We start from the raw sequence: 23,629 nt of genomic DNA, 5'->3' as shown, positions 1-23,629 counted from the left end.
ACTGTTTATTTATCGGTATGAGTAAACACGCCATTCCAGTCTTCAATATACGGCAAATCTACTAGCGTACTAATCCGGTCTATATATATTTGATAAATTTTCCGGTCTTTATAAGTAGATGATATTTCTATAAATGCTTGCTTTGCCAAAGCCCAATCTTGCGATAAATAATATTGATAAGCTTGCTCATAAGCTGCAATTTCTTCATCAAACGTCACTTCAGCCAATTGTGTTTCATTCAAGGGTTCAAAAATAGTAACCGGCTCACTTTTACCTTTCACCTTTACACAATCCATAAATCTGAAACTATAATCAGGGCATTGCACTTTAGTATTCTCACTAACTAAGCACTCAACGCCGTAGTACTTTGTTAAGCTCTCTAATCTAGCTCCAAGGTTCACCGCATCGCCTAGAACTGTATAGGCTCTGCGATATTCTGATCCCATATCACCAACACTCATATCACCTGTATTCAGACCAATACCAACATAAATCTCAGGCAGACCCGCTTGTTTAAATTCCACTCTTAAGCGCGTGGTAATATCAAGCATATCCAACGCGGCTTTTAAGGCATTTTGCGCATGTTCAGGATCATTTAAAGGTGCTCCCCAAAAAGCCATCACCATGTCACCAACATATTTATCAATCGTTCCTTTATGATCAAAGATACTTTTGGTAATAGGGTTAAAATATTTATTTAATAAATTCTTCAGATCAGATGCACTTAAAGACTCTGAAATTGACGTGAAACTACGAATATCAGAAAAAAGTACCGTCATTTCTTTTCTTTCACCATCTAAATTCACTGAACTGGGATCTGCTAACATTTTATCAATATGGGCAGGAGGGACGTATTGGTCAAAAATACTTTTAATGATTTTCTTTTGACTATTTTCTTTAAAAAACCCGAGAGCTAAATTATAAAACCCAACCAAGAAAATCAGCAATAAACTGGTAGTTAACATCAAACTAATATGATGCTGTTGCCAAAGCCAAAAGTTTGCATAGGTAGTGATTACCATAACTAAAGTACCAGTTATCATTAACGGTAACGGTCCAATTGCTGGAAATAAGAATACACAAAATACCGCTAAAACAAATAAAATTATAGCGATTGCAGCCTCCCACCAATCTGGCTGGTGTGGCAAAATTTCAGGATGTAATAGTCCTTCAAGAACATTGGCATGAACTTCAACACCTGGATAGGCTAACTCAACGGGTGTTGCCCTTAAGTCAGATAATCCGACAGCACTTGTACCAACAAAGACTACTGAACCTTCTAATTTATTCAGTGCAACTTTACCACTCAATACATCCGTTGCCGATATATAGGGGAAGCTTTTACGCTTGCCCCTAAAGGGTATTAACACTCTACCTGCGGCATCTGTTGGTATAACATCGTTACCCCATTTAACCCCCGCAATTTGTTTTACGCCTTTACCAATATCGACAATCTCTAGATCTATTTTATCGGTAAAAGTCAGTAACCTAGCGGCTTCTAGTGCTAATGATGGATAAAATTCACCTTTATATTCAGCAATTAACGCAGCCCGTCTAATAAAGCCGTCTTCATCTGGAGTTGAATTAATAAAACCACTACCAAAAGTTTGAGATTGCAAAATGTCGATATTGCTTTCGTAATTGGGAAAAGATACGCGTATTAGTTTATTTAAATCAATATCAACTGGCTTATTGATAACACTTAAAGGCAATTGTCCTTTACTTAATTTATCTTCATCTTGGAACAAAAGTCCAAGCACAGTATCAGTATTAGACAAACTATCGGAAAATAATCGATCAGCATCTAAGGCTAATTTTGCTTCGCTAAGAAATCTGGGAATGTCCATATTCACAGCGCGTAAATGCTTTGTTATAACATCAGCGGGATTTCTTTCTGGCTCTGAAAATAACACATCAAATGCGACAACAGCGACGCCTGCTTCTGCTAATTTATTCACTAGATCAGCTAACTTTCTGCGTGACCAAGGCCAACGACCTTCAGCTGCTAAGCTTTTCTCATCAATATCAATGATAAAAATAGCTTGATCAGTTAAGCCTCTATCTTCTAGCGTAGATCTCAGTCTAAGATCGTAAAATATACCGTCGAACCTAGCCAGTAATTGCTTTACGTCCGGCTGGGAAGTGAATTGTAAAAAAATAACACATGAGCTAATAAGCAGACCAGCAAGAATGGCATTTTTCTTATTTTTAATATAACTAAACACCTAGATAATTATTCCTTGCATCGTGAAGATTATAATAATGATAACGGCCTACAATTGTACTACTTGCCCTTCCATACTTAAAAAAGCATTTACGTTCTGATTCATATTATTAATTTCTGCTTGTAACTGATCAAGTTCATCGTCAGTTCGTTCTGGATCATGACTATAAATGGCTAAATTTTTCACTTTTGCTTGCACAGCTAAATCTAGGCTTTCTGAAATCAAGGAATGACCCCAACCAAATTTCAGGGGCATATCTGACGCGACATATTGACCATCATGGATCAGTAAATCGACATCGCTAACAATACTTATCCATTGAGAAATAGTAACTACAGGATTTGGAAAATTCAACTCATTGTCAGTAACGTAAGCAACGGTTTTATTGTCACAAGAAATTAAATACGCCATACCACCATTGGGATGATTAATCGGTTGTCTGGAAACACTAAAGCCATTAATTATTATTGGCTGTAGTTGCCAATCAGGAAATTGAAATTGAATATTAGCCTGCAGCATAGTACTGGCAATGGGCGAATAACTTCCGTGCATTTGTTCAACGATAGCTTTAGGTTCATTGGGTTGAGTTATTGCCGGATAGATATAAATATTTCTTTGTGCTTGAAAGGCTGGTTTGAAAAATGGAAAGCCTTGAATATGATCGAAATGATTATGAGTTACCAACAAGTAGATATCTTCCTGTTGTTTGACAAGTTCATCACCTAGTCTACGAATACCGGTGCCAGCATCTAAAATAAGCTTTTTACCATTGTTTGCTTCAATTAAAGTACAAGCGGTATTTCCACCATACTTAAGGGTGTCTTTACCCGGCGATGGACATGAACCTCTGGTACCATAAAAGCTTACTTTCATATTAACTCTACTTAATAAATGGCTAAAATATTGAATTTATCTTACATCGTTGGTTACTTATACTCTGAGTACCACATAATTAACCAACGATTCGTATCTACGTATTCATACTATTTATTAATTATCATCTTGTATAAGGTTAAAAGCTCGCACTCTAATGTCAACAAGCCCTAATGGACCAGAAGTAGTATCACCTAAAATGATTCGACTTTTTAATGGGTCAAATAATACTTTATTTAGCTTATCGCTGCTGCCTTCATCAAAAACCCAGTAACCAGGAGAACTGAACGCATTAAACAAAGGATCTAAACTGCCATCAACAGAAGATATTTTTACCACTAAGCTATCATCATCAACATTAGTGACATGACCTACAGCATAAAGACTCCCACTATCATCTAGGGTGATATCGGTCACTTTAGTCACCGAAGTACCTAGGTCTAATTCAAGTAACCCCGAATTAGCAAAAGCACCATCAAGAACGCCTGCGGTATCAGTTTTAACAACAAAACTGGTACCTGATGTACTGTTGTTGGCGTTAAAAATGAGAGAGCTATCGGCCAATTGAACAAAGTCTTCCTCTGTAATATTTTCTCCAATCGTACCTAAATCATAACTTTTAAAGCCAACACCGTTAAAACTGCTATCAAGAGCTCCACCCGCATCTATTTTTAATAAATATGGATTAGAGAAGCCAGCAACGCTTAAAGAGCCTAACCCAATTAAACTCCCATCGCCTTGAGGGATTATACGGTTTAAAGTTTCTGAGTTATTACCTGGCACATTGATAACAACTAAGCCATCGACATAACTACCACCAGAGAATAATGTGCCATCCGTTGCATTAACTTTTACGACAAAGACATCAGTTCCCTCGCTAACAACAGTACCAACAATAATGATATGGTCGCTGAAGGCATCATAGGCAATAGCATTGACTTCTGAACCAAATGGAAGATTCACTTGCGCATAACCAAAACCAGGAACAAAGTTTTCATCAACCGTAAAGTTTTTATCTGTGATCTTATGAATTAAAAAAGGAATCCAATCGAATTTCTTATAGTTTGTATAGATCAAACTGCCGTCTGCTAATTCTAGTGAAGGGCCATATGGAAAATCACCACCTATTACGGTAGTTTTGCCATTATTTAAACGATGATCTATTTTCCCATCACTATCCAATAAAGCTATAGTTCCACTGGTTTCTGCTACTCCAACAAGCTTATCTGTGTTAACCCATAAAGCACTGCTATTAGGTGATACCGTCAATAAATCGATATCCACAAGTGTTTCGTCACTGCCGGTAAAGTTAAATGTTTGTGCACTCGCCACAACCTCAGTACCGTCATTTAACAACTTCTTAAAGTTAATATCTGCATTAACGTTTATTTCGACAGTACTTGCTAAAAGTAACTCATCCGTACTCGGATCTACAATCAATTGTGCTTTGGGTTTCATAGTATAGTTTGACCGAAATACAACTGAGGAAAAACCTACATTAAAGTCACCACTACTGGTTAATTGTTCAACAAAATAACTTTCGCCATCTTCACCAATATTAGCAATTGAGACAAAAGTAATATTGCCAGCACTATCAAGGCTTGAAGTCACTATTTCTGAGAATTCAAAATTATTTCCATCGACGTCATCGATCAAGGCACCTGATGTAGCAAAACTCGTATTTGCAACAATGGTTGAATTGGTCACATCTATTTTTAATAAGGCAGATTCAGGTTGTCCTCCTAAATAATCTGAAGCGCCGACCAGTAAAAAGCTATCATTATTAAAACTTGAATAACTGTTTATTTTATCAATAGAGGCACCACTGCCATCTATAAGTTGGGCTAGATCAAATTTAGCAGTAACTAAACCGTTCTGAGCAAAATCGTTTTGATTTAACACAGCAGTCGCGAAATCTACTTGGAAAGTATTATCACTTGTGCCCATTACCACTAATTCTCCAGTTGATAATTCAGCTATGCCAACCGGATAAAACTTGAACGATGCAAATAAATCAAACTCACCAAAACCACTATCTGAGTTTAAATTAACTAGATTACCAGCAATATCAATACGCAGCATTTTCAGCGTGTGAGTAGAATGAGTAGAACTGAAACCATCACTGGCGATATAAATAAAGCCATTACTATGGAGAAGGATATCTTGACCGTAACTTGACTCAGCAAAGCTGAACTCAAACTTGCCATCACTATTAAAGCTGGTATCTAAACTCCCCGTATTGTCTACTTTCAATACAAAAGGATAATCATTAGAATTATTTTCAGTACCAACAATATATAAGTTTTCTGATGAGTCCAAAATAGCTTTACTGGCAAATTGACTATTAACAAAATTAAAGGTTTTTCTTCCTTGAATACCGTAGCTAACATCAAGGGAGCCATCAATATTTAATCTGATAACGCCCACATTGTCATTACCTTGAAAAGATATATTGGCAACCAAGAGTAATTTCCCATCAACTTGGCGTAAAACACTCACTAAATTGTCATCACTATTATAAGAGTAGGTATTAAATGTTGTTATACCATTTACACCAAACAAAGCATCTAGTGCTAATACCTGATTTTCAATAACATCAGAAACATCAACAGTAATATCAATGGTTTCAAAAATAGCAGGAGTGCTCGAATCTGCCGCTTTAATGGTTAATATATATTGTGTTGTGGTTTCATAATTTAATTCAGTGGTATCAATTACTGTAATGTTTCCAGCGCTATCAATATCAAAAATACCGTTTTCATTGCCCGCAATCATAGACCACGTTTGTGGATCATTTTCTGGGTCTGTGGCAGAAATACTCGAGATCGCGTCGTTAACTTGAGCTTTCTCACTAATTACTTGTGATGTCGGCGTAGCTGTTAATGTTGGCTTCTCATTGACATCGGTTAAAATCACCGTGATTAATATATTATCCGATTGTGCTGGTACACCATCATCTGTCGCGCTCAGTTGTAAATCATAAGTAGTGAATGTTTCAAAATCTAAGGAGCTATTATCGTTGATGGTTATTACGCCGGTTAACGAATCAATAATAAAGGCACTATTGGCATCCATGAGGCCCCAAGTAATATTTCCGAGTTCAGCATCAGTAGCCGTTGCGTTATAAACAGCAGTATTATTAGCAGTATTTTCGGCCATACTTACATTATCAGCTGAGGTAATAACGGGGGCATCATTGACCGCAGTAACCGTTATTGAAACCGTTGCGGGTGCTGAATCGAGGCTGCCATCATTAATGGTGTAGGTAAAACTGTCGGTTAAGGTTTCACTGCCATTATGTGTGTAGGTAGCTGTGCCATCGTTATTGTTAACAATGGTGCCATTAGTCGCTGTACTGATATTAGTGACCGTTAACGTATTAGCTGCTGTTTCAGCATCACTATCATTACTGCGCAAATCAATAATCGTACTCGCGCCTTCATTCACTGCGCCCATATCATTATTGGCGATCGGTGCATCATTGACCGCTGTAACCATAATTGAAACCGTTGCAGGTGCTGAATCGACACTGCCATCATTAATAGTGTAGGTAAAACTATCGGTTAAGGTTTCACTGCCATTATGGGTATAGGTAACCGTGCCATCGTTATTATTAACAACGGTGCCGTTACTAGCAGAGCTAAGATTAGTCACGGTTAACGCATTATTTGCTGTTTCTGCGTCGCTATCATTACCGCGCAAATCAATAATCGTACTCGCGCCTTCATTAACTGCGCCCGTATCATTATTGGCGATCGGTGTATCATTGACCGCTGTAACCGTAATGGAAACTGTTGCGGGTGCTGAATCGACGCTGCCATCATTAATAGTGTAGGTAAAACTATCGGTTAAGGTTTCACTGCCATTATGTGTATAGGTAACTGTGCCATCGTTATTATTAACAACGGTGCCGTTACTGGCAGAGCTAAGATTAGTCACGATTAACGCATTAGTCGCTGTTTCTGCGTCGCTATCATTACTGCGTAAATCAATGATAGTACTCACACCTTCATTAACCGTGCCGGTATCATTATTTGCAATGGGCGCATCGTTTATCGGATTAACACTAATAGAAACCGTTGCCGGTGCTGAATCAGCACTGCCATCGTTAATGGTATAAGAAAAACTGTCCGTTAAGGTTTCGCTGCCATTATGAATATACGTTACGCTGCCATCGTTGTTGTTGACAATTGTACCATTACTAGCCGCACTGATATTGGTCACAATTAACGCATTAGTGGCTGTTTCTTCGTCCGTATCATTACTGCGTAAATCAATGATAGTACTCGCGCTTTCATTAACTGTCCCGGTATCATTATTTGCTACAGGTGCATCATTGACCGCAATAACAGTAATAGAAACGCTTGCGGGTGCAGAATCAACACTGCCATCGTTAATGGTATAAGTAAAACTGTCAGATAAGGTTTCACTGCCATTATGAATATACGTTACGCTGCCATCGTTGTTGTTGACAATTGTACCATTAGTAGCCGCACTGATATTGGTCACAATTAAAGCATTAGTCGCTGTTTCGGCGTCTATATCATTACTGCGTAAATCAATAACAACGCTCGTTCCTTCATTTAAAGTTGCTACATCATTGTTAGCTACTGGCGCGTCATTCACTGCGCTAACATTAATAGAAACGGTCGCTGGTAGTGAATCTAAACTGCCATCACTTATGGTGTAGGTAAAACTATCAGTCAACGTTTCACTACCATTATGTCTATAGCTGACCGTACCATCGTTATTATTAACGACAGTTCCGTAATTAGCTATGCTGATATCGGTAATGGTCAATTCTGTAGTAAGAGTTTCCTCATCACTATCATTAATACGTAGATCAATAGTAACTTCACCACCCTCATTTACATTGGCGATATCATCTATGGCTTTAGGCGCATCGTTAACTAAATTAATCACCAAAGTCACGGTGGCTGTAGCAGAAGTAAATTCACCATTAGTAACTTTATAAGTGAATTGGTCTGAAGTCGTTTCAGAGCCATCATGACTATATGTTACGGTGCCATCGCCATTATCAATTACAAGTCCATTTGTACCGTTATTTAATTCTATAAAAGATAATGATGAATCATCGCTGTCGTTTGCTAATACATTAAGGATAATACTTGAATTTTCATCAAGCTCAGCAAAATCATCCTGTACTACAGGTGCACCGCGAGTAAGGTCAATCACACTTTTCTGTAAACTAAATGCACTTTCACCGCCATCATTAACCCCACTAACCGTGAAAAAATATTCTTTAGTGGCATCAAGTCCTGCAATAATTACATTATTTTCTACTAGCGATAATCTTGCTTGTCCATCAGTAAGCTCAGTCACATTATCACTGTTAACTCCTGATTCTGTTGCAATAAATACGTTATAAAATTGATAGTCAGCAACTTCAGACCAACTGATAGATAAATCACCAACAAAAACACCTGTGGTGTCATTGCCAGTAACATTGGTAAATTCGGCTTGGGTTTGGGCAATAACGACAGCTTGCCAGTTTAAATTAAAGGTAGTGGCAACACTTCGCTCACCAGCACTGTTATCAACCCATACTTTGATGGTATTAGGGCCACTTTGCCAATTGTAATCATGGGGATTAATACCATTGATGAATAATCGATAATTGCTGTTGTCGCCAGAGACTTCGTTAAAGTCATCACTTAAACAACTACCCGAGTTAAAGCCACATATTTCTAAGGCAGGGATCTCTGGATTTCCATTAGAAAAATCTAATGATATTTGTTCTATACCTGCAAGATCAATGACATCTAGCGCAAGTAAAATGTTACCCATAATCGTCTTGCTTTGATCAGGTAAATCTAAAACCGCAGTGGCAGGTTGACTTTCACTGACTGTTTCGGATGCGATGTAATTAAATGAAACTTGCGCTAAGGAGCTTGCTTTAACTGTTGATAATGAGGATTCGGTCGGCGCAATTACTTCAGCTATTGGTAGTGATGGTGCTGATTCCTTTTCACTTTTACTGCCGCCACAACTACTCAAACTAAAAATCAACACACCTAGTATTAAGCATTTTTTTGGTAGTGATTCCATTATATTTTCCATTATCGTTTTCTAATCAAATAAGCGCCATCGACTGCTATACCTGTGGTTCTATCAAATAATTCAAAACCTCCAGAAACAGCATCTAAGCCCATAAAGTTGATGAAGCTAGTAGAAATATTTCCGTAAGCTATATTATTGCCATGACTGGCAAAAGTAATCCCAACTTCCATAAATACATTGTCATTTCTAATATACATATTTCCGTTAAATACCGCATTCCAAAGATCGGTACTACGATCATCATTGAATGACAAATGACCGTTTGATATTTCACCAGAATCAAAATCAATTGCCATGCCCGCAGAAAAATTAGACAAGTTATAACTCGATGTAAACGCTGCGTCTGAATATTCTAAAACACCTTTTCGAGCAGCAACTAGATCGGCAATATTTTGCGGTTCAAGTACGTTAAATTGATCGTATACAATAAATTCAGTATTATCTTTTTCTAAAGACGTAATAATAGTTTCCGTTTCTATATTCAATGATTTTTTTTCTTCAATCGATGCGATGTATGATGTATTTTCATCATAAGATAACTCATTGCTCTCTTGCGTTTTAGAGCTCAGTCCTTGTTTAAAAATTTTAGGTGGCTCAATAAAATGTGTAACTGTGCCATTTTGACCAACACTGGCATAAGAATAATTTTCGCCAAATCCAAGTGATAATGTCGAGCCTGCATTAATGCCTATCGCTAATTCAACATCTATCGCCCCATCCCAAACAGCGAACCAAACAGTATCATTTACTATTTGAACTTCGTAATGTGTACCTCGAATACCAATACTTCCGATTGGGGTTTTTAACTTGTAATCGCCTTGGTCTGCTTTAATTGCGCCAGTTATTGAACGTAATCCTCCTTGTACTAAGTCTAAAACCACTGAATCTTTGTCATTATCAATACCAAATTTATACTCTGCTATTATCAGTTGAGAGTTTTCTTTCATGGCGATCATACTACCATCAGTCATTCTCAATTGAGTCTTGCTCGATGGTCCAGTAGTAACAACATCATTGACAAAAACAGCTGAACGACGCTTTAACGGCCGAATTTCTTCTTGCTCATTGGAAATAGCATTCACCGTGCCTTTGGTGATCATGGTTTTACCCGCCGTTTCTACGGCATATGAATGCGAAGTTAATAAACAACAAAACAGCGTAGCTAAAATACTTTTACTATGATTTAATTTAGTCATTAGAATGCATATTTCCATGTAAGGTTTGCTTCAAAGCGATCATATTCATATATTTTCATCGCCGAAATTTCACTATCTAACCGTTTATCTTGATAGCTTAATTGTAACTGTATTATTTGATTTTCGAAGCCAGTGTAGGCAAGCTCAGTTGAAACTACCGATAGCACCGAGTCACTATAAACGCCAAACAAAGGATTTGGTTCATCATAGTTTTGCTTTTCTAATTTAATCAATGTGTTACCAGTGAAATTTTGATAAATGGGGTAACTGACAATATATGAAATCCCCACTGCCATCCTACTATTATGATCAAAACCTTTTTGGTTTTTGTCTTGATACCAATTCAACAGAAACATATGTTGATACTTTGCTTGCATACGATAAAAAGCATTCATTTGATAACGTTCGAAATCTAAATCACTGTAAATATTATGCTTAACATCTGCAACAAGACCATTAACACCATAATTACTGGCTGTATTGATAGCTTGCTGCCAACCAAAATTCAATGCATTTTGTGTGCGATATTTTTCACTTGAAAACCAAAGTGGTGCGGTACTCGCGCCTAAATACCATGTTGAATTTTCTTGTAACTGTTGTTCATACTTGATTGAGACACTTAACATTTGGCGATTATATTCATGATGAGAAACGTAATGTTTATTCTGCACAGCAAAGTCAAATAGAAGTTTTTGATTCTGGCTTAAAGGTTGCTGATACTTCAACGCATATCTCGCTTGATAGGTGCCATCAGAAGTTGCTTTTGAAGAGTCAAATAGAGGGATTAACGTGCCGTCAGGTAAGGCAATTTCGTCTTCAGAACTACCACTATTTATATTGTTATCTGAACCAACACCAAACAAAATTTCATGTGACCACCTGCGTTTACGCTCAGATAAAATTCTGTTAACCGATTTTAATTGGTTAACTACATTCGCTTTTTGTTCATCGGTTAATGAACTTCCAGTTGATCGTGTAGTTAATAAAGTTTCAAATTCAACGATAGCACCATGGAGATTATCAACGGCTTTATAGCTTAGCGCTAGATAATAACGGCCGGTGTATGACATAGGGTCATGGATAACGACACGTTCAAAGGCAAACACCGCGGCTTGATATTTTTCAGCACCAAAAGCCGCTATACCTGCCATGAAATCAAAAGCAAATTCACCAGCTAAATCATCAGCTAAAGTCTCCGAATAATCATAAGCTTGAATATATTGCTTATCTGATAAATAACTTTTTAACTGCTTCAACTCTGCTTCATAACTTGCTAATGCTAGCGAGCTAAAGAAAAAGGCTAACCAAATAAATGTTATTTTTGTTAAACTTTTAATCATTAATTTTTTCATCCATTAACATAATTGATCACTGACAATTACTCAGTAAATTTATTTATTCTTTTAAATATAGTATTAATAACGCTTAAAATTTAGTTATTGTTTCACCCACCGATCATTAATTTTCTTCAGTTGCTTGGAAAATAAAGCGTCATCAAATTTTTCATCATCGGCAACAATATCAAATAAAAGCGATATATCAGCTGCAAACGTTGCTTTTTCATCAATAAACTCAAACAATAAATCTATAGCCATCACCACTTGCTCTGCAGCTATGTAGTCAGAAAACGCCCCTTTAGCCCCTTCCTGCAATATATTATTTAACGTTGATGTGGCAGAAACTTTTTTCTGAACTAAATTTTGTTGCACTAAGCTCGTTTCAATAAAGTCTATATCTTCTAAAATACCAGTAATTGTAATCTTGAGCTTAGACTTATCATTCAAGGCTTTTCTAATATCAGCTAAATGCTGGTGTAATTTATCACTATCAACAGTACTTGCAGCAATAATCATCAGCATTTTAAAATTACCGTCATTTAAACGTACAGTGCCCGGTTTAAAACCTTGTCCTTTATTTTCATTCCACTTTAAGTCTGACATATTATGATGGCATGAGTGACAATCAAACAATGATAACTCTGGAAATATTGACGAGTTATCAATCAACTTCTCTTCTAACAAGGTTAACGTCGCTCTACTCGCTTCAAGTTGACCATAAACCCATGTTACGTAATTATCACCTGACCACTTTTGCTTTAAATAGTCCTCATCAACGACATAATGCAAAGGCTGTAAAATACCAAAGGTGTCTAATTCAAATGCTAACCTTGGATGGCCTGCACCCATAATGTCATGTGTGGCTTGTTTATTCTTATTACCTAAATGACAAGACAAACAAAGCTTAGCACGCGCTTTAGGCTTATCTGTTGGAAACAGCCCATTAGATATGTTTTCATCTCGACTAATCGCGGCATGGGTATGGCTCCTGATATATTCCTCAGCACCACCATGACATGATTCACAACCAACACCATCACTTAACTGAAACTTTTCGCCTTGTTGCTCGGTTTTAACATTATCGCTATGACAATCTAAACAGACGCCAGCGCTAGCTGCATTTTCCAAACCTAATTTATTGGCTATTTCTGCTGACTCTGGCGATAACAACGTTTGAAAAGCTTGAGAGTGTGCATCTGCTCGGCTCCAAATAATGTACTCGTTTTGTAAAACGTCACTACCATCACGTGGAATAACAGAGCCATGACACATGCTGGCCGCACAACTTGCTACGCCTAGATGAACCTTTTCATCTTGCTGTGGTAATTCAGTAGCATTTAAAGTCAATAAGACAGCAAAATTTGCGACGATAATGCATAAAATTCTCATAATTTATCCTCATGCACTGAAGGTAATGGCATGTTTTCAACTTTATCTGTTTTCGGCTTTGACTGTTCAGGAACAACTAAAGCAGGCGTTGCGACACCAAAGTGTATTTGCTCGGCCATGGACTTTAATTTGTCTTTAACGAACCATGGTTTGCCATTTTTATCTAAATATAACCCTTTCATATCTTTTTCAGTTAAAGGGCCTGAGCCTAAGCGACTAAATACCGCAATTTGACCACCGGTTTCATCTACTGCACGATCTCTTTCTAAACCGCGTGATAACGATAATGCTTTTGATGTTGTTGAATACCAAGAGACAAATTCTGGCTTAGGGTCGGGACTAAAACCATAAAAGCGCGGTTGTGAATCTGGCGAGGTTAATTGCACCACTTTTAAGCCTGAGTCTCCATCAGCTATATAAGCAAATAGCGAGGCATTGGTGGTAGCAACAACGACGTCTTGGGCATCCTTAATCTGCCCTTCTGCATTATAAATCTGGTACGTTTTCATACTTTTAGGCTTATTGATATCAACAATCACTATGCCTTTTTTGCCGGCAGCAACATAAGCAAAAGTACGAGAGACAAATACACGATTAGCATCTTTAATCGCAATGGTGTTGTTTTTGACAATAAATGCTTGCTCTGGCGCGGTAATATCTATTGTTTTTAAGCCATCATCATCGGTGACAAACAAATATCTAAATTGTTGTGTAACTGAGTGGCCGTTATTTAAAGGCACGGTGAGTAAGTGTTTAGGTGTTAGCGGTTGATCTAAATCTAAAATGACCAAACCCGCATCAGCAACGACATAAACATATCGGCCACCGATAGTGATATGACGCGCACCTTTTAATACACCGTTTTCATTCCATGTTAACGCACGAGTTAAAAAGTTGTTTCTCGGCTCTCCGTCCATCAAAGTATCAATATTAGTCAATATTAAGCCTTCATTAGCATCAGTGATTAAAGCGTAATTATAAATAGGGTGGAACGGTTTCTCTTGGTTGGTGATGCGCATTAAATCACCTTGGTTACGCTCAGGCGCAACCGGTTGAGTAGTAACCAAAGAGACACAGGTAGCATTAGCACTTTTAATATTCGTGTCTTGGCCTAATAACGTCGTTGGCGCGGTAATAATACGCTGACTCACGCCTTTATTGGCAATAGAAGCAACGTCATAAACTACTAAACCTTCCCTGCCCGCTGCGGCAAATAAATACTCGCCCCGTAATTGCAAACAATTAATCGCGCCAGCATCATGATCATAGCCAATTTTTAGTTCTTTATTATTGTCTAAATGTTGCTGATAAAAATCAGGGTAGACGTATTTATGTAAAAAGCTTCCCTTCATCGCTTGTGGCTCTTCCCACTCAGTGACTTGTACTGCTTCAACTGATTCTTCACCACCGACATAGGCATGAAAGCCAATGAAGTCGATAAAGTCAGTTCCTAAACCGAGTGTTTGAGCAAATATAGCGTTATTGTCAGCATCTTCAGCTAAGTGACAATCACTACATTCACGGGTTTCTTCTTTTCTCACCGTATGGGCAAAATGAGGGTTCATCGCTTGCGAGCTATAACCACTGGCGGAAATCGGTGGCTGTTGCACATAGATTTTTTCACGATTTGAATTAGTTGAAGACAACACTAAGGCCGACGTTGATCGCAATGGCGCAATTTTTCCACCATTAATCCCCCCTCTGCGACCTAACATAAATATCTGGTCACGCACCACCTGAGGATTGTAACTGGCGTAGTTTCTAGACTCACCACCCTCATAATGTTTATTTTCTGTTTTCCAGTTTGCCTCAATCGGCAAGTGACAACCACCACAACTTGTCGTCCAAGACTGATGACAGGTGTAACATTCCATTTCATCATTATTATGCGCTAGCATATCTGGGGTAACGTCTAAACCAAAGTGCTGATCAATAGGGTCTTTCTTCATGGTTTTAGCACGAGCAGCTTTGGCGTTGTATTCTTTATGTTTTGGGTCGATAACGTCTTTTAAAAGACTTAATTTCCACTCAAGCTCAGGCCAAATTAAACTGCGTTGATATAAACCATCTTCTTTCCACTGAAACCTTTTTTGGCCATCAGGGTTACGAATTAGTGATAAATCTGTGCCTCCAGGAGGCGCGGCAGGACCAGAGGTTTTTAAATTTGGATAATCAGACACCGTACCATGACAATCTACACAATCAATTTCAACCGCACCGGCAACTTCACCGTAAACATGGCCGTTACCATGATTATCTTGAGAATAATGACAATCTACACAGTGCATACCGACATCTAAGTGCACTGATGACATATGTACCGCTTTATCGAATTTTTTCGGATCGTCAGGCTCGACTATTTTATTTTCTTTATCGAGTAAATTACCTTTACGATCTTTCTTGAATACGGCTCTGAAATTCCAGCCGTGACCGTGGTAATCAGCAAATTGCGTGTTTTCCATTTCATCATTTTTAGTCCAAACATCTCGCAAGAACTCTTGATCTGACCATAACCCTCTGACCGCAGCGCCTTCAGGGTTACTTGTCATAGTATTAAATTTTTCTTCATGACTTGGGTAACGTTGCTCTTTCGGGAACATTTTGGGTGCATCAGCTTCATAATCCCACATGGTGTAGCCTAAAAAGGTGTTCACAAACATATTGGGTTGATGCATATGACACGACATACACTGCGCAGTTGGGATAGCACGAGTGAAAACATGCTTTAACGGATGACCATCTTCATTTTTAGCAATAGTAGGATCAACCGTTTGCGTTTGACCGCTATTACCGAATTGGGCGTAAGGCCCAGAATGGCGTGGCTCTCTATCATTTGCATAAACCACATGACATGAACCACAACCTGAGGTTCTAAAATCGCCAGGATTATCATTGGTACCTAAAAACCACATCAGTGGATCGTTTAAGCGAGTTTTATGGGCATTAAGTAACGGCACTGAAATTCGTCCTCCGGTACCAGGGCCACGATTAGATTGTTTAAAGTCTGGTCTACCAGGTTCTTCAATACGCTGTAATTGCCCAAGGGCATTAGGCAATCCGGTTTCAGGGAAAACGTTGGAAATATTACGACCACCTCGTTCAAACACTCGAAATATATCTCCCGGTGGCACATTCTGCCATTTAGGCAAGGGATACAAAATGGGTAAAACCCCATGGTTTTTAGCCGCTTCTTCGCTATTGGCTAGAGGTGGTCCAGCAATCGCTGTTGGCTCTCCGTCACGAGTATAGGCTTCACCTAATACGTAATTTTTATAAGGTAAAATGTTGTTAGCATAAGATGCTGCACCAAATAGCATAGCACCTGTCGCCATAATGCTGCGTTTTGCTGCTTGCACTGTCGGTAAATGACACGCGCCGCAAGCCTCTTCAGCAATGCGTAAATCCGATGGATTGACAAAACGTACATACTCAGCCGCTTCTCGATTAAGCAAGGTATAACTGCCTTGTGGATTCGCACTCGAAGGAAAGTTCCAATCTTGTGGATAACTCGGAGCAACGTGCGCTTGCTTTAAACTGGCTAAATAATCTTTATCTTCTTGCTTGGCATTAAATGGCTTAGTAATTTCGGCATTACCTCCATGACAATCTGTACATCCTAATATCACACCAGGACTAGCATGCATTGATAAGCTGTCGGTATCAGTATGACAGCTTAAACAACCGGTACTTTTAACCAAGGCTTGCTCTGGTGTCTGACTTTTAGGCGCAGGTGGTGTAAAGCTGTATTCAACGTCAACTTTTTGATGTTTTTCAGACGATACCGCGCTAAACGTAGTTAAAGCCAAGCTAAGCATTAACAGCACAACTGCAGCAAAACATAGAGAGAAATTATTCAAAGTCATTTTAAAATTCATAAACATCTTAATAGGTGATAACTAGGTTAAATAGCACAGAATATGGCAGTTTATATTCACTGCCATAAAGTTGGTCAAAGCCTTTACCTGGCGCCAATACAGCAGCAGATAAACGGGCAACTATGTTTTGTGATTGATACGGTCGCCAGATTAATGACGCGGATAAGTCTTGTCCTAAGTCTTTGGCTATCGGTGCTTGTTGGCGCAAGCTCTCTAAAACTTTAGTGTCATCAAACCATAATTGATTTAGGTTCATCGACACCCGCAGCTCAGGCAAAATATCAGCATCAAAGCCAAAGCCTAACAAACGTAATCCTGGGTTGATAAAATTTGACTGCCCTTGCTCTTTACTTGATCTCAGCGATGGTAAAATCCCATTACGACCTGATAACGCGACACCACCGCCACCAATTAACGGTACCGTTTGTCGAATAAAAAAGCTGGTGTCCGCGCCGGCAAATTGCGGGTTTTCGAAAATAGCATCAAAGCCTTTGGCAACATTATCAAAAGGATCATCATCTCCTGAAGCCCATAACACCGATAACTTGGGTCTAAACCAATCAAAATCCATGGAAAATTCAGAGGCAACAAAAAAAGCCGCTATTTCATCTTTTTCATTGCGGTAACGACTACTCGTTTGCTCGCCGATAGCATAATAAGCAGACGCGGTGACATTTAAACGACCAAAATGACCGTCACCACTATAACCAAGATAAGTTACGTCATAATTTCGCGAAAATCGCTCTTCAAATAATGAAGACGGACGGGTAATAAAACCGTTTTGATCGTACTCTATTTGGCCTTTTTCTCGATTGCGGTTATAAGTTACACTGGCCTGAGAAACAAAACCTAACACAGGAAAGTCTTGCCAATATAAGTTAGCGGTATAAACATCATCATCACGTAAGCTTTGCGAAATATCATTTAAGCCACTGTTAGTGTCTTTTTCTAAACGTCTAAACCATGCAAGGTTATATTGAAAGATGTTATTATCTCTATTGCCAAATAAACGCACACCAAATTGTGAATCTTGAAATAAAAACCCTCTAAAATCCGAAGAAAACGGCTGAATACCTAGACGTAAACTGTCAAAGTCAAAACGATGTGAAACATTACGTAAGTGTTTATCAACAAATGCTGCTTGTATTCCGAGGAATTTATCTGAACGTTTTCGTCCGCCATCACTTTCTAACGTTGGATCAATATTGAGTAAGCCGCGTTCTTGAAATCGCACCTGATTAAAGTTAAATACTGTCGTTAGACGAAACTCATAATCTGGAGGTCTAAATGTGGTATCCCCCTGATAAAATACTTGCTCTAAAATTATACTTTGGCTAAAGACTGAGCCATTACCCGTCCCTATGGTATCTAATGAATCAGGTCTGTTGGTTGTCGCCACCCCAACCGGAACTGGAAAATTACGTGGTTCGACAACCGTATCTGAAATAGCGATAAGGTTATAAAACCAATCGTCACCCCACACCGGATAATCACCTTTTATTGGATTATAACCGTTATACGGGTCCCATAAATTACTCTCTATGCCTATCATTTCAACAATACGCCAACGATCTGGCATCATGGTGCCAAGTGGAATAGTTTTATACCAAGGTTTTAACTTTTTATCATCATCACACGGGCGCAGTTGATATTCATCTACCGGATGGCCCGGTCGTTGTCTTTTTGCTTCAACAGAGCCTTCACCACAAAGCAAGTAAGCAGGAATAATCGCACTCTTTTCGGTTTTATCACTTTTATGAATATTTTCAGCTTGTACAGTATGCAAAGCATTGAGCGCAAAACTAAGGATCAATACAGATGATTTAAAGGCCATTACACACTTCCGTTTCATCTGAGTTTAAAAATGGTGCTTGTGGACAATTAACATAACGTAATCTAATTGATTGATTGGGAATATCAATTTTATCGGCTCGTATTGCCTTCGGCGCGTTATTTAAGCCGGTGCCTACCGATAAACCTGTTTGATGAACGGCTAGAAATGAAATCATATCATCTTGATCAATGCCATCACCAGAAACACCAATGCCGCCAACTAAAGTATCACCTCGATAAATAGGAACACTACCCGGAAAAATCTGTATGCCATTGGCTAATGCCGAGATTTTATTAACATTAGTAAAGGCATTATTATTGGCTAAACCCGTATTGGCGGTACAATTATTATCAACATCAGGCGCAGCACCTAGCACAAAAGCAACGTGCTGTATCAATGCGTTATAAACAAGATCTGATTGTAAACCAACATTGAAGACACTCCATTGCCCTGAAGGTTTGCTTAATGGTCCAGGCGGTCCAGCAACTGGACCATCAGGGAATGTAGGTCGTGAAAGATTTCCACCTGCACGATCAGAAAAAGCAGTCAATGAACCATTACTCTCTAATGCCCCTGCCAGACCTAAAAAATTTTGTAAGTCAGTGACATAATCTGAAAAATTAATATTTGGTGAAGTTAATAGTGCGAGACCCTCAGTTAAATCAACCGGCTCCGCAACCGCATCAAGATACAATGGCGAAGGTAGAGCTCTAAGGGCGTCAGCTGGAGCATTAACTAAGTTTCCGGTATTAGAAAAAAATGCTGCTGTACGGGCTTTTTGTAGAGAAACATCTGAGCCAAATACCGGAGCATCTCGAGTTCTTGCCATGCCAAGTATCACGCCTTGGGTATCAACAACCGATACTGACACTCTTGCTTGACTGCCATTAGGCTGACGAATTTGGGCGCGACTTTTATTAGCAATGGCAATGGCCTGATTTAACAGTGCTTGTACTTCTGTTTTGGTTAATTGTTTATTAGCGTCGCCGCCAGGCTGATCGTTTGCTGTCTGTGCTGGAAAACGATTATTATCATTATCATCAGCAAATATAAACGCGTCAAGGCTATCACCTTCGGTGTCTTTAAAGATTAAAGGATCTGCAGCAATAATTCCTGAGCCACTTTGGCCAAATACAACGCCAGCTAGCACTTGTCTATTTACATCACTGGCACTAGTAATGTCTGCATCACCACCATCATAATAACCTGCTACAGCCACTAAGTTACCTAAATTATTATTAACACTGCTAAAATCTTCACTTGTCGTACTGAGTAAATCGCTAATAAAAGCATCACTAAAACGTGCCGTTTTACCAACAATGGTAATAACATCACCTCTGCGCGATAAAGGCGCTGCAAAACCTACTGAGCCAGCTAATGCAATCAATTCATCATTATCTAAATCAAAACCACTGATGTCTTTATCTAAGCCATAAATCCCATCAGAAATAACTCCTATAGCGCCAACAGGCGTACCTGCTTTATATAAAGGAAAGCCACCAGCATCGGCGGACAAACCTAAAGGTGAACGACGTGGCCCGGCGCTAGGAAGCTCAAGTGTGCTAAACCTTAAATTAAAATCACTACAGGCTAGCTGACTAAATTGAACGCCGAACAAAGGACCTGACGGGGTATTATTTTCACCCGGGTTAAAGTTCTCTTGAATGATTTGGCTGGCGGTACGCGTACTAAAAGCATTTCCTTCAGATGAAATAAAAGCAGCCGTAATTGCTTTGGAAATCGCCACCATAGTATCAGGAATAACATTTACATTTTCTAGACCGCCAGATACTTTAGGCAAGCTTGTATTCGAGGTTGAACTAATCGTAATAAACTTTTCGGCGTCTACCATTCTAAAAACAGCAAGCACATTACCAAGTCGGTCAGTAACCGCTATGGTCGCTTTAAGTTGACGAGCGATAGCCTCAGCAACTGCTTGGCTAATTATGAGTTCAACATCTGCTTGAGTTAAAAATGAATCTACTGTTGTGCAATGTCCTGTGCACCCTTGAACGTTAATATCAATTGATTGATTTTGGTCAACCGCTGACTTTTCACTGTTGTTTGAACCGCCACCACAACTGATTAACAGCGTTAGCAAAGGTAATATTATGAAGACAAGAAGCTTAATGCGCATTGGTGATTGGCTCCAAGCTTTTAATGTGTTGGTTTGCATGCGTTAATTGACGAAAAAAATGATCTTTCGCTTGATGAAAATCATGACAATCGATACAAGTATTTGGAATTAAATTCTTACTTTCAAGACCGCCATGACATTGCTGACAATTTTCTATATCTGGTATCAGGACATCTGAACTCAGATCTGATTTATCTGCTTCATGACAATCGACACAAGCCATTGTTTGATGTCCATGGTGAGTAAAGTCTGCTTTTGGTAACCATTTTTTGGTTAAAGCAACAGGTTCGACTTGCCATGGAACTTCATCGTCTTCATTTTTAGTCATTACATGGCAAACTGCACAAGCTTGACGTTCGAAGATATCGATTGCCGCTTGATTAGCTCGACTTTCTGCCCAAACAAGTGCCTCAGTTCTTACGGTTTGTTTGGTCAGTTTTTCAATAGCAGCAACCGTTTGCGAATTCAATGATTGTTCGAAATTTTTACGTAACCTTTCATCGCGCCCTGGTCGTCTAACCTTACGAACACTGTAAAGATCGCCAGCTTTAACGATAGGGTTATCAACATCATTATTTAGGTTTTGATAAATAAAACGAAAGGCATAATATTCTCTCATCATCAGTACAACGTCAGCTGGTGAGCCATGAGGTACAACCCGTTTGGGGTCATCAGGGTCAAAGGTTAATTGGTGACAACTTTGGCAGTTATCTTCCATGGTAATAAGCTTCATTTCTAAACCGTTTAATGCCGGAACATGACAATCAACACAGGCTAATTGCACCTCTCCAGTTGCCGACTTTATGCCTTTGGGATCCATGTGAAGTTGATGAGAAAACTCTAAATTTGATTGCTCTTTCAAATCAACATTGTTGAGTAAAAGGCGTTCGCTGTCCCAACCAGTCGTTACTTTATTCTCTAACACAGGTTTTAACATGCTGATGCTAAAACTCGGGTGATGCTGCTCGAAATCAGTTGCAGAACCATACTCATGTTGTTCAAGCTTATCTAAACTGGCTTCTACATGGCAGTCAACACAAACTTGTTGTGAATACTCGCTAAGGGTTTCTCGACTATTATGCTCTTTATGACAGCTTGTACATTGCTCCACTGCTACAAAATCTTCAGTGACATTAACTTCAGGAACATGTTGTTTTATTGTTTTATGGCAGGTTAAACACGCCTCATTTGTCGTTGGCTGAAATGCTTTTTGATGACATTGACTACAATCATCACCAATAAATTTATGGGGTTTTATTAATTCACCTGCCAACCATTGTTTATCGTCAGGCAGCGGACTTTCTCTGAGTGTTTCCATCCAACTAGGAGAAATCACACCAGAGATAGGAATAAGCAAACAAGCGAAGAATACTAAGAGAAAAAAGATCCAACTCCAACTACGCTTATACAGCTTCAAATCTGAAAATTTCACTTGGTATCGGTTTTGTATAGGTTCCTGCTTTGCTGTGCTCAACTTTACTTGGACAACAAAATCACAACCGTTCTCACCGGCCAATAAAGTTATTTTATGGCCAGATAGTTCGATAACATCGCCAATGCTAATGGCACAATTTTTAACCATCAAACGGTTAAATAAAACGTCTTTACCTGATGCTGTCACGATTTTACAGCCGTCTTGATAAGCAACAAGTTTGGCATGTTCTAATGCTACCCGAGGATCAGGTAGTAATATATGTTGATTGGTGCCACGGCCAATTTGTAAGGTATCGCCTGTTACAGTAACTTCTTCTGTAGCATAGCTCTGGCCCTGCTTTTTCAGGTATCTGATCAGTAATTTCATAAAATTTCCTTATATTACCAATAGATAAACACTGAGAGAATATGCGCCATTAATGCCGCTAATAACGCGAAAGAAACTGGCACATGAATATTTAACCAAAGCTTTAATAACACATTGGTTTTAATATGATAACGCAGGATTTTAAGTGATTTTTTTCTCCGGCCGAATAGATCTATTATTTGTTTTAATTGAACAGCTCTTTGTTGCTCTGTAACTTTAGATAACTCTTCAACTAAAAGGTGTATACAACCCGATTGATCGACATTGGCATAAAGCTCGTCCTTATATATCAAACAAGATTTGTCCTCAGCACTTAATTGCTCCAATAAATTGCCACCAATTTCAGTTCGTTCAATCGCACTGTTAATCATTAAACTCAAGCTTTCAGGTAAATCTTTTGCTAGTTTTATTATTTGTCTATCAACATCTTCAATCGACAAATAATACTCTTCAGCAGAAATTGTTTTCAGATTTTCTCTTTTTTTAATGGGCAGGTAGACATAAGTCCATGCGCCATAAAAACCACTAAAAATTGCAATACACATTAGTGCATAAGCTAAAGTGTGAACATTTAATCCAAATTGAAATCCAGTATGTAAGGTCGCTAAAATTAATAATGAACTACCAAGATACACATGAGCTGATAACCAGCCTTTAACAGTGCCCAAAGTTGAGAAGTAGTCTCTTTTTCTGCGTCCAAAGTACATTAACCAGATAATAAGCACAGCTGAAATAGTGCCAAGGGTATAGCCAAACCAAGTGCCACCATTTTTTGGTTGACCGGGTTCATGCATCACATAAATAATTGACAAAAACACGGATAAGAAAAGACTAACTTTTAAATAGCGCCCATTGGCGTAAGAGAGAAATTGTTCCATGGT

General features: G+C 38.7%; 11 protein-coding genes. All 11 read right to left on the bottom strand.

Annotated elements, in window-relative coordinates; genetic code table 11:
• Positions 1-5 precede the first annotated feature (5 nt).
• A complete protein-coding gene (locus H4J38_RS12060) occupies positions 6-2,225 on the bottom strand; it encodes an adenylate/guanylate cyclase domain-containing protein (protein ID WP_310733472.1) in 2,220 nt (739 codons plus the stop codon).
• Positions 2,226-2,273: 48 nt separating this feature from the next.
• Positions 2,274-3,098 (bottom strand): MBL fold metallo-hydrolase, encoded by an 825-nt coding sequence (locus tag H4J38_RS12055; RefSeq protein ID WP_182132036.1) that lies wholly within the window; start codon positions 3,096-3,098, stop codon positions 2,274-2,276.
• A gap of 117 nt (positions 3,099-3,215) precedes the next feature.
• Positions 3,216-9,167 carry an S-layer family protein gene (locus tag H4J38_RS12050; RefSeq protein ID WP_182132035.1) on the bottom strand — a complete coding sequence of 1,984 codons (5,952 nt, stop codon included), beginning with the start codon at positions 9,165-9,167 and terminating at the stop codon, positions 3,216-3,218.
• Positions 9,168-9,178: 11 nt separating this feature from the next.
• Positions 9,179-10,375 (bottom strand): FecR domain-containing protein, encoded by a 1,197-nt coding sequence (locus H4J38_RS12045; RefSeq protein WP_182132034.1) that lies wholly within the window; start codon positions 10,373-10,375, stop codon positions 9,179-9,181.
• Positions 10,375-11,715: a surface lipoprotein assembly modifier gene (locus H4J38_RS12040; protein WP_182132033.1), complete on the bottom strand. Its 1,341-nt coding sequence runs from the start codon at positions 11,713-11,715 to the stop codon at positions 10,375-10,377. Before H4J38_RS12040 ends, H4J38_RS12045 begins: the two co-directional genes overlap by 1 nt.
• A gap of 96 nt (positions 11,716-11,811) precedes the next feature.
• Positions 11,812-13,101, bottom strand: a complete 1,290-nt coding sequence (locus H4J38_RS12035; RefSeq protein ID WP_182132032.1) for a multiheme c-type cytochrome — start codon at positions 13,099-13,101, stop codon at positions 11,812-11,814.
• Complete coding sequence (locus H4J38_RS12030; RefSeq protein ID WP_182132031.1) at positions 13,098-16,964, bottom strand: hypothetical protein; 3,867 nt, start codon at positions 16,962-16,964, stop codon at positions 13,098-13,100. Before H4J38_RS12030 ends, H4J38_RS12035 begins: the two co-directional genes overlap by 4 nt.
• 19 nt (positions 16,965-16,983) lie before the next feature.
• Positions 16,984-18,810 (bottom strand): hypothetical protein, encoded by a 1,827-nt coding sequence (locus H4J38_RS12025; protein WP_182132030.1) that lies wholly within the window; start codon positions 18,808-18,810, stop codon positions 16,984-16,986.
• Positions 18,800-20,947: a heme-binding protein gene (locus tag H4J38_RS12020; protein WP_220465529.1), complete on the bottom strand. Its 2,148-nt coding sequence runs from the start codon at positions 20,945-20,947 to the stop codon at positions 18,800-18,802. Before H4J38_RS12020 ends, H4J38_RS12025 begins: the two co-directional genes overlap by 11 nt.
• Positions 20,937-22,748 (bottom strand): cytochrome c3 family protein, encoded by a 1,812-nt coding sequence (locus tag H4J38_RS12015; RefSeq protein WP_182132028.1) that lies wholly within the window; start codon positions 22,746-22,748, stop codon positions 20,937-20,939. The genes H4J38_RS12020 and H4J38_RS12015 overlap by 11 nt, the downstream gene beginning before the upstream one ends.
• 14 nt (positions 22,749-22,762) lie before the next feature.
• A complete protein-coding gene (locus H4J38_RS12010) occupies positions 22,763-23,626 on the bottom strand; it encodes a hypothetical protein (protein WP_182132027.1) in 864 nt (287 codons plus the stop codon).
• Positions 23,627-23,629 lie beyond the last annotated feature (3 nt).

Source organism: Colwellia sp. BRX10-3, from assembly GCF_014077505.1.
Classification (GTDB): domain Bacteria; phylum Pseudomonadota; class Gammaproteobacteria; order Enterobacterales; family Alteromonadaceae; genus Cognaticolwellia.
The sequence above is the reverse complement of the archived record's forward strand: the minus strand, read 5'-3'. Positions and strand labels throughout refer to the sequence as shown.

Coding starts and splice junctions, on each gene's coding strand:
- H4J38_RS12055 (WP_182132036.1), bottom strand. CDS start 3,098: ATGAAAGTAAGCTTTTATGGTACCAGAGGTTCATGTCCATCGCCGGGT.
- H4J38_RS12050 (WP_182132035.1), bottom strand. CDS start 9,167: ATGGAATCACTACCAAAAAAATGCTTAATACTAGGTGTGTTGATTTTT.
- H4J38_RS12045 (WP_182132034.1), bottom strand. CDS start 10,375: ATGACTAAATTAAATCATAGTAAAAGTATTTTAGCTACGCTGTTTTGT.
- H4J38_RS12040 (WP_182132033.1), bottom strand. CDS start 11,715: ATGATTAAAAGTTTAACAAAAATAACATTTATTTGGTTAGCCTTTTTC.
- H4J38_RS12035 (WP_182132032.1), bottom strand. CDS start 13,101: ATGAGAATTTTATGCATTATCGTCGCAAATTTTGCTGTCTTATTGACT.
- H4J38_RS12030 (WP_182132031.1), bottom strand. CDS start 16,964: ATGACTTTGAATAATTTCTCTCTATGTTTTGCTGCAGTTGTGCTGTTA.
- H4J38_RS12025 (WP_182132030.1), bottom strand. CDS start 18,810: ATGGCCTTTAAATCATCTGTATTGATCCTTAGTTTTGCGCTCAATGCT.
- H4J38_RS12020 (WP_220465529.1), bottom strand. CDS start 20,947: ATGCGCATTAAGCTTCTTGTCTTCATAATATTACCTTTGCTAACGCTG.
- H4J38_RS12015 (WP_182132028.1), bottom strand. CDS start 22,748: ATGAAATTACTGATCAGATACCTGAAAAAGCAGGGCCAGAGCTATGCT.
- H4J38_RS12010 (WP_182132027.1), bottom strand. CDS start 23,626: ATGGAACAATTTCTCTCTTACGCCAATGGGCGCTATTTAAAAGTTAGT.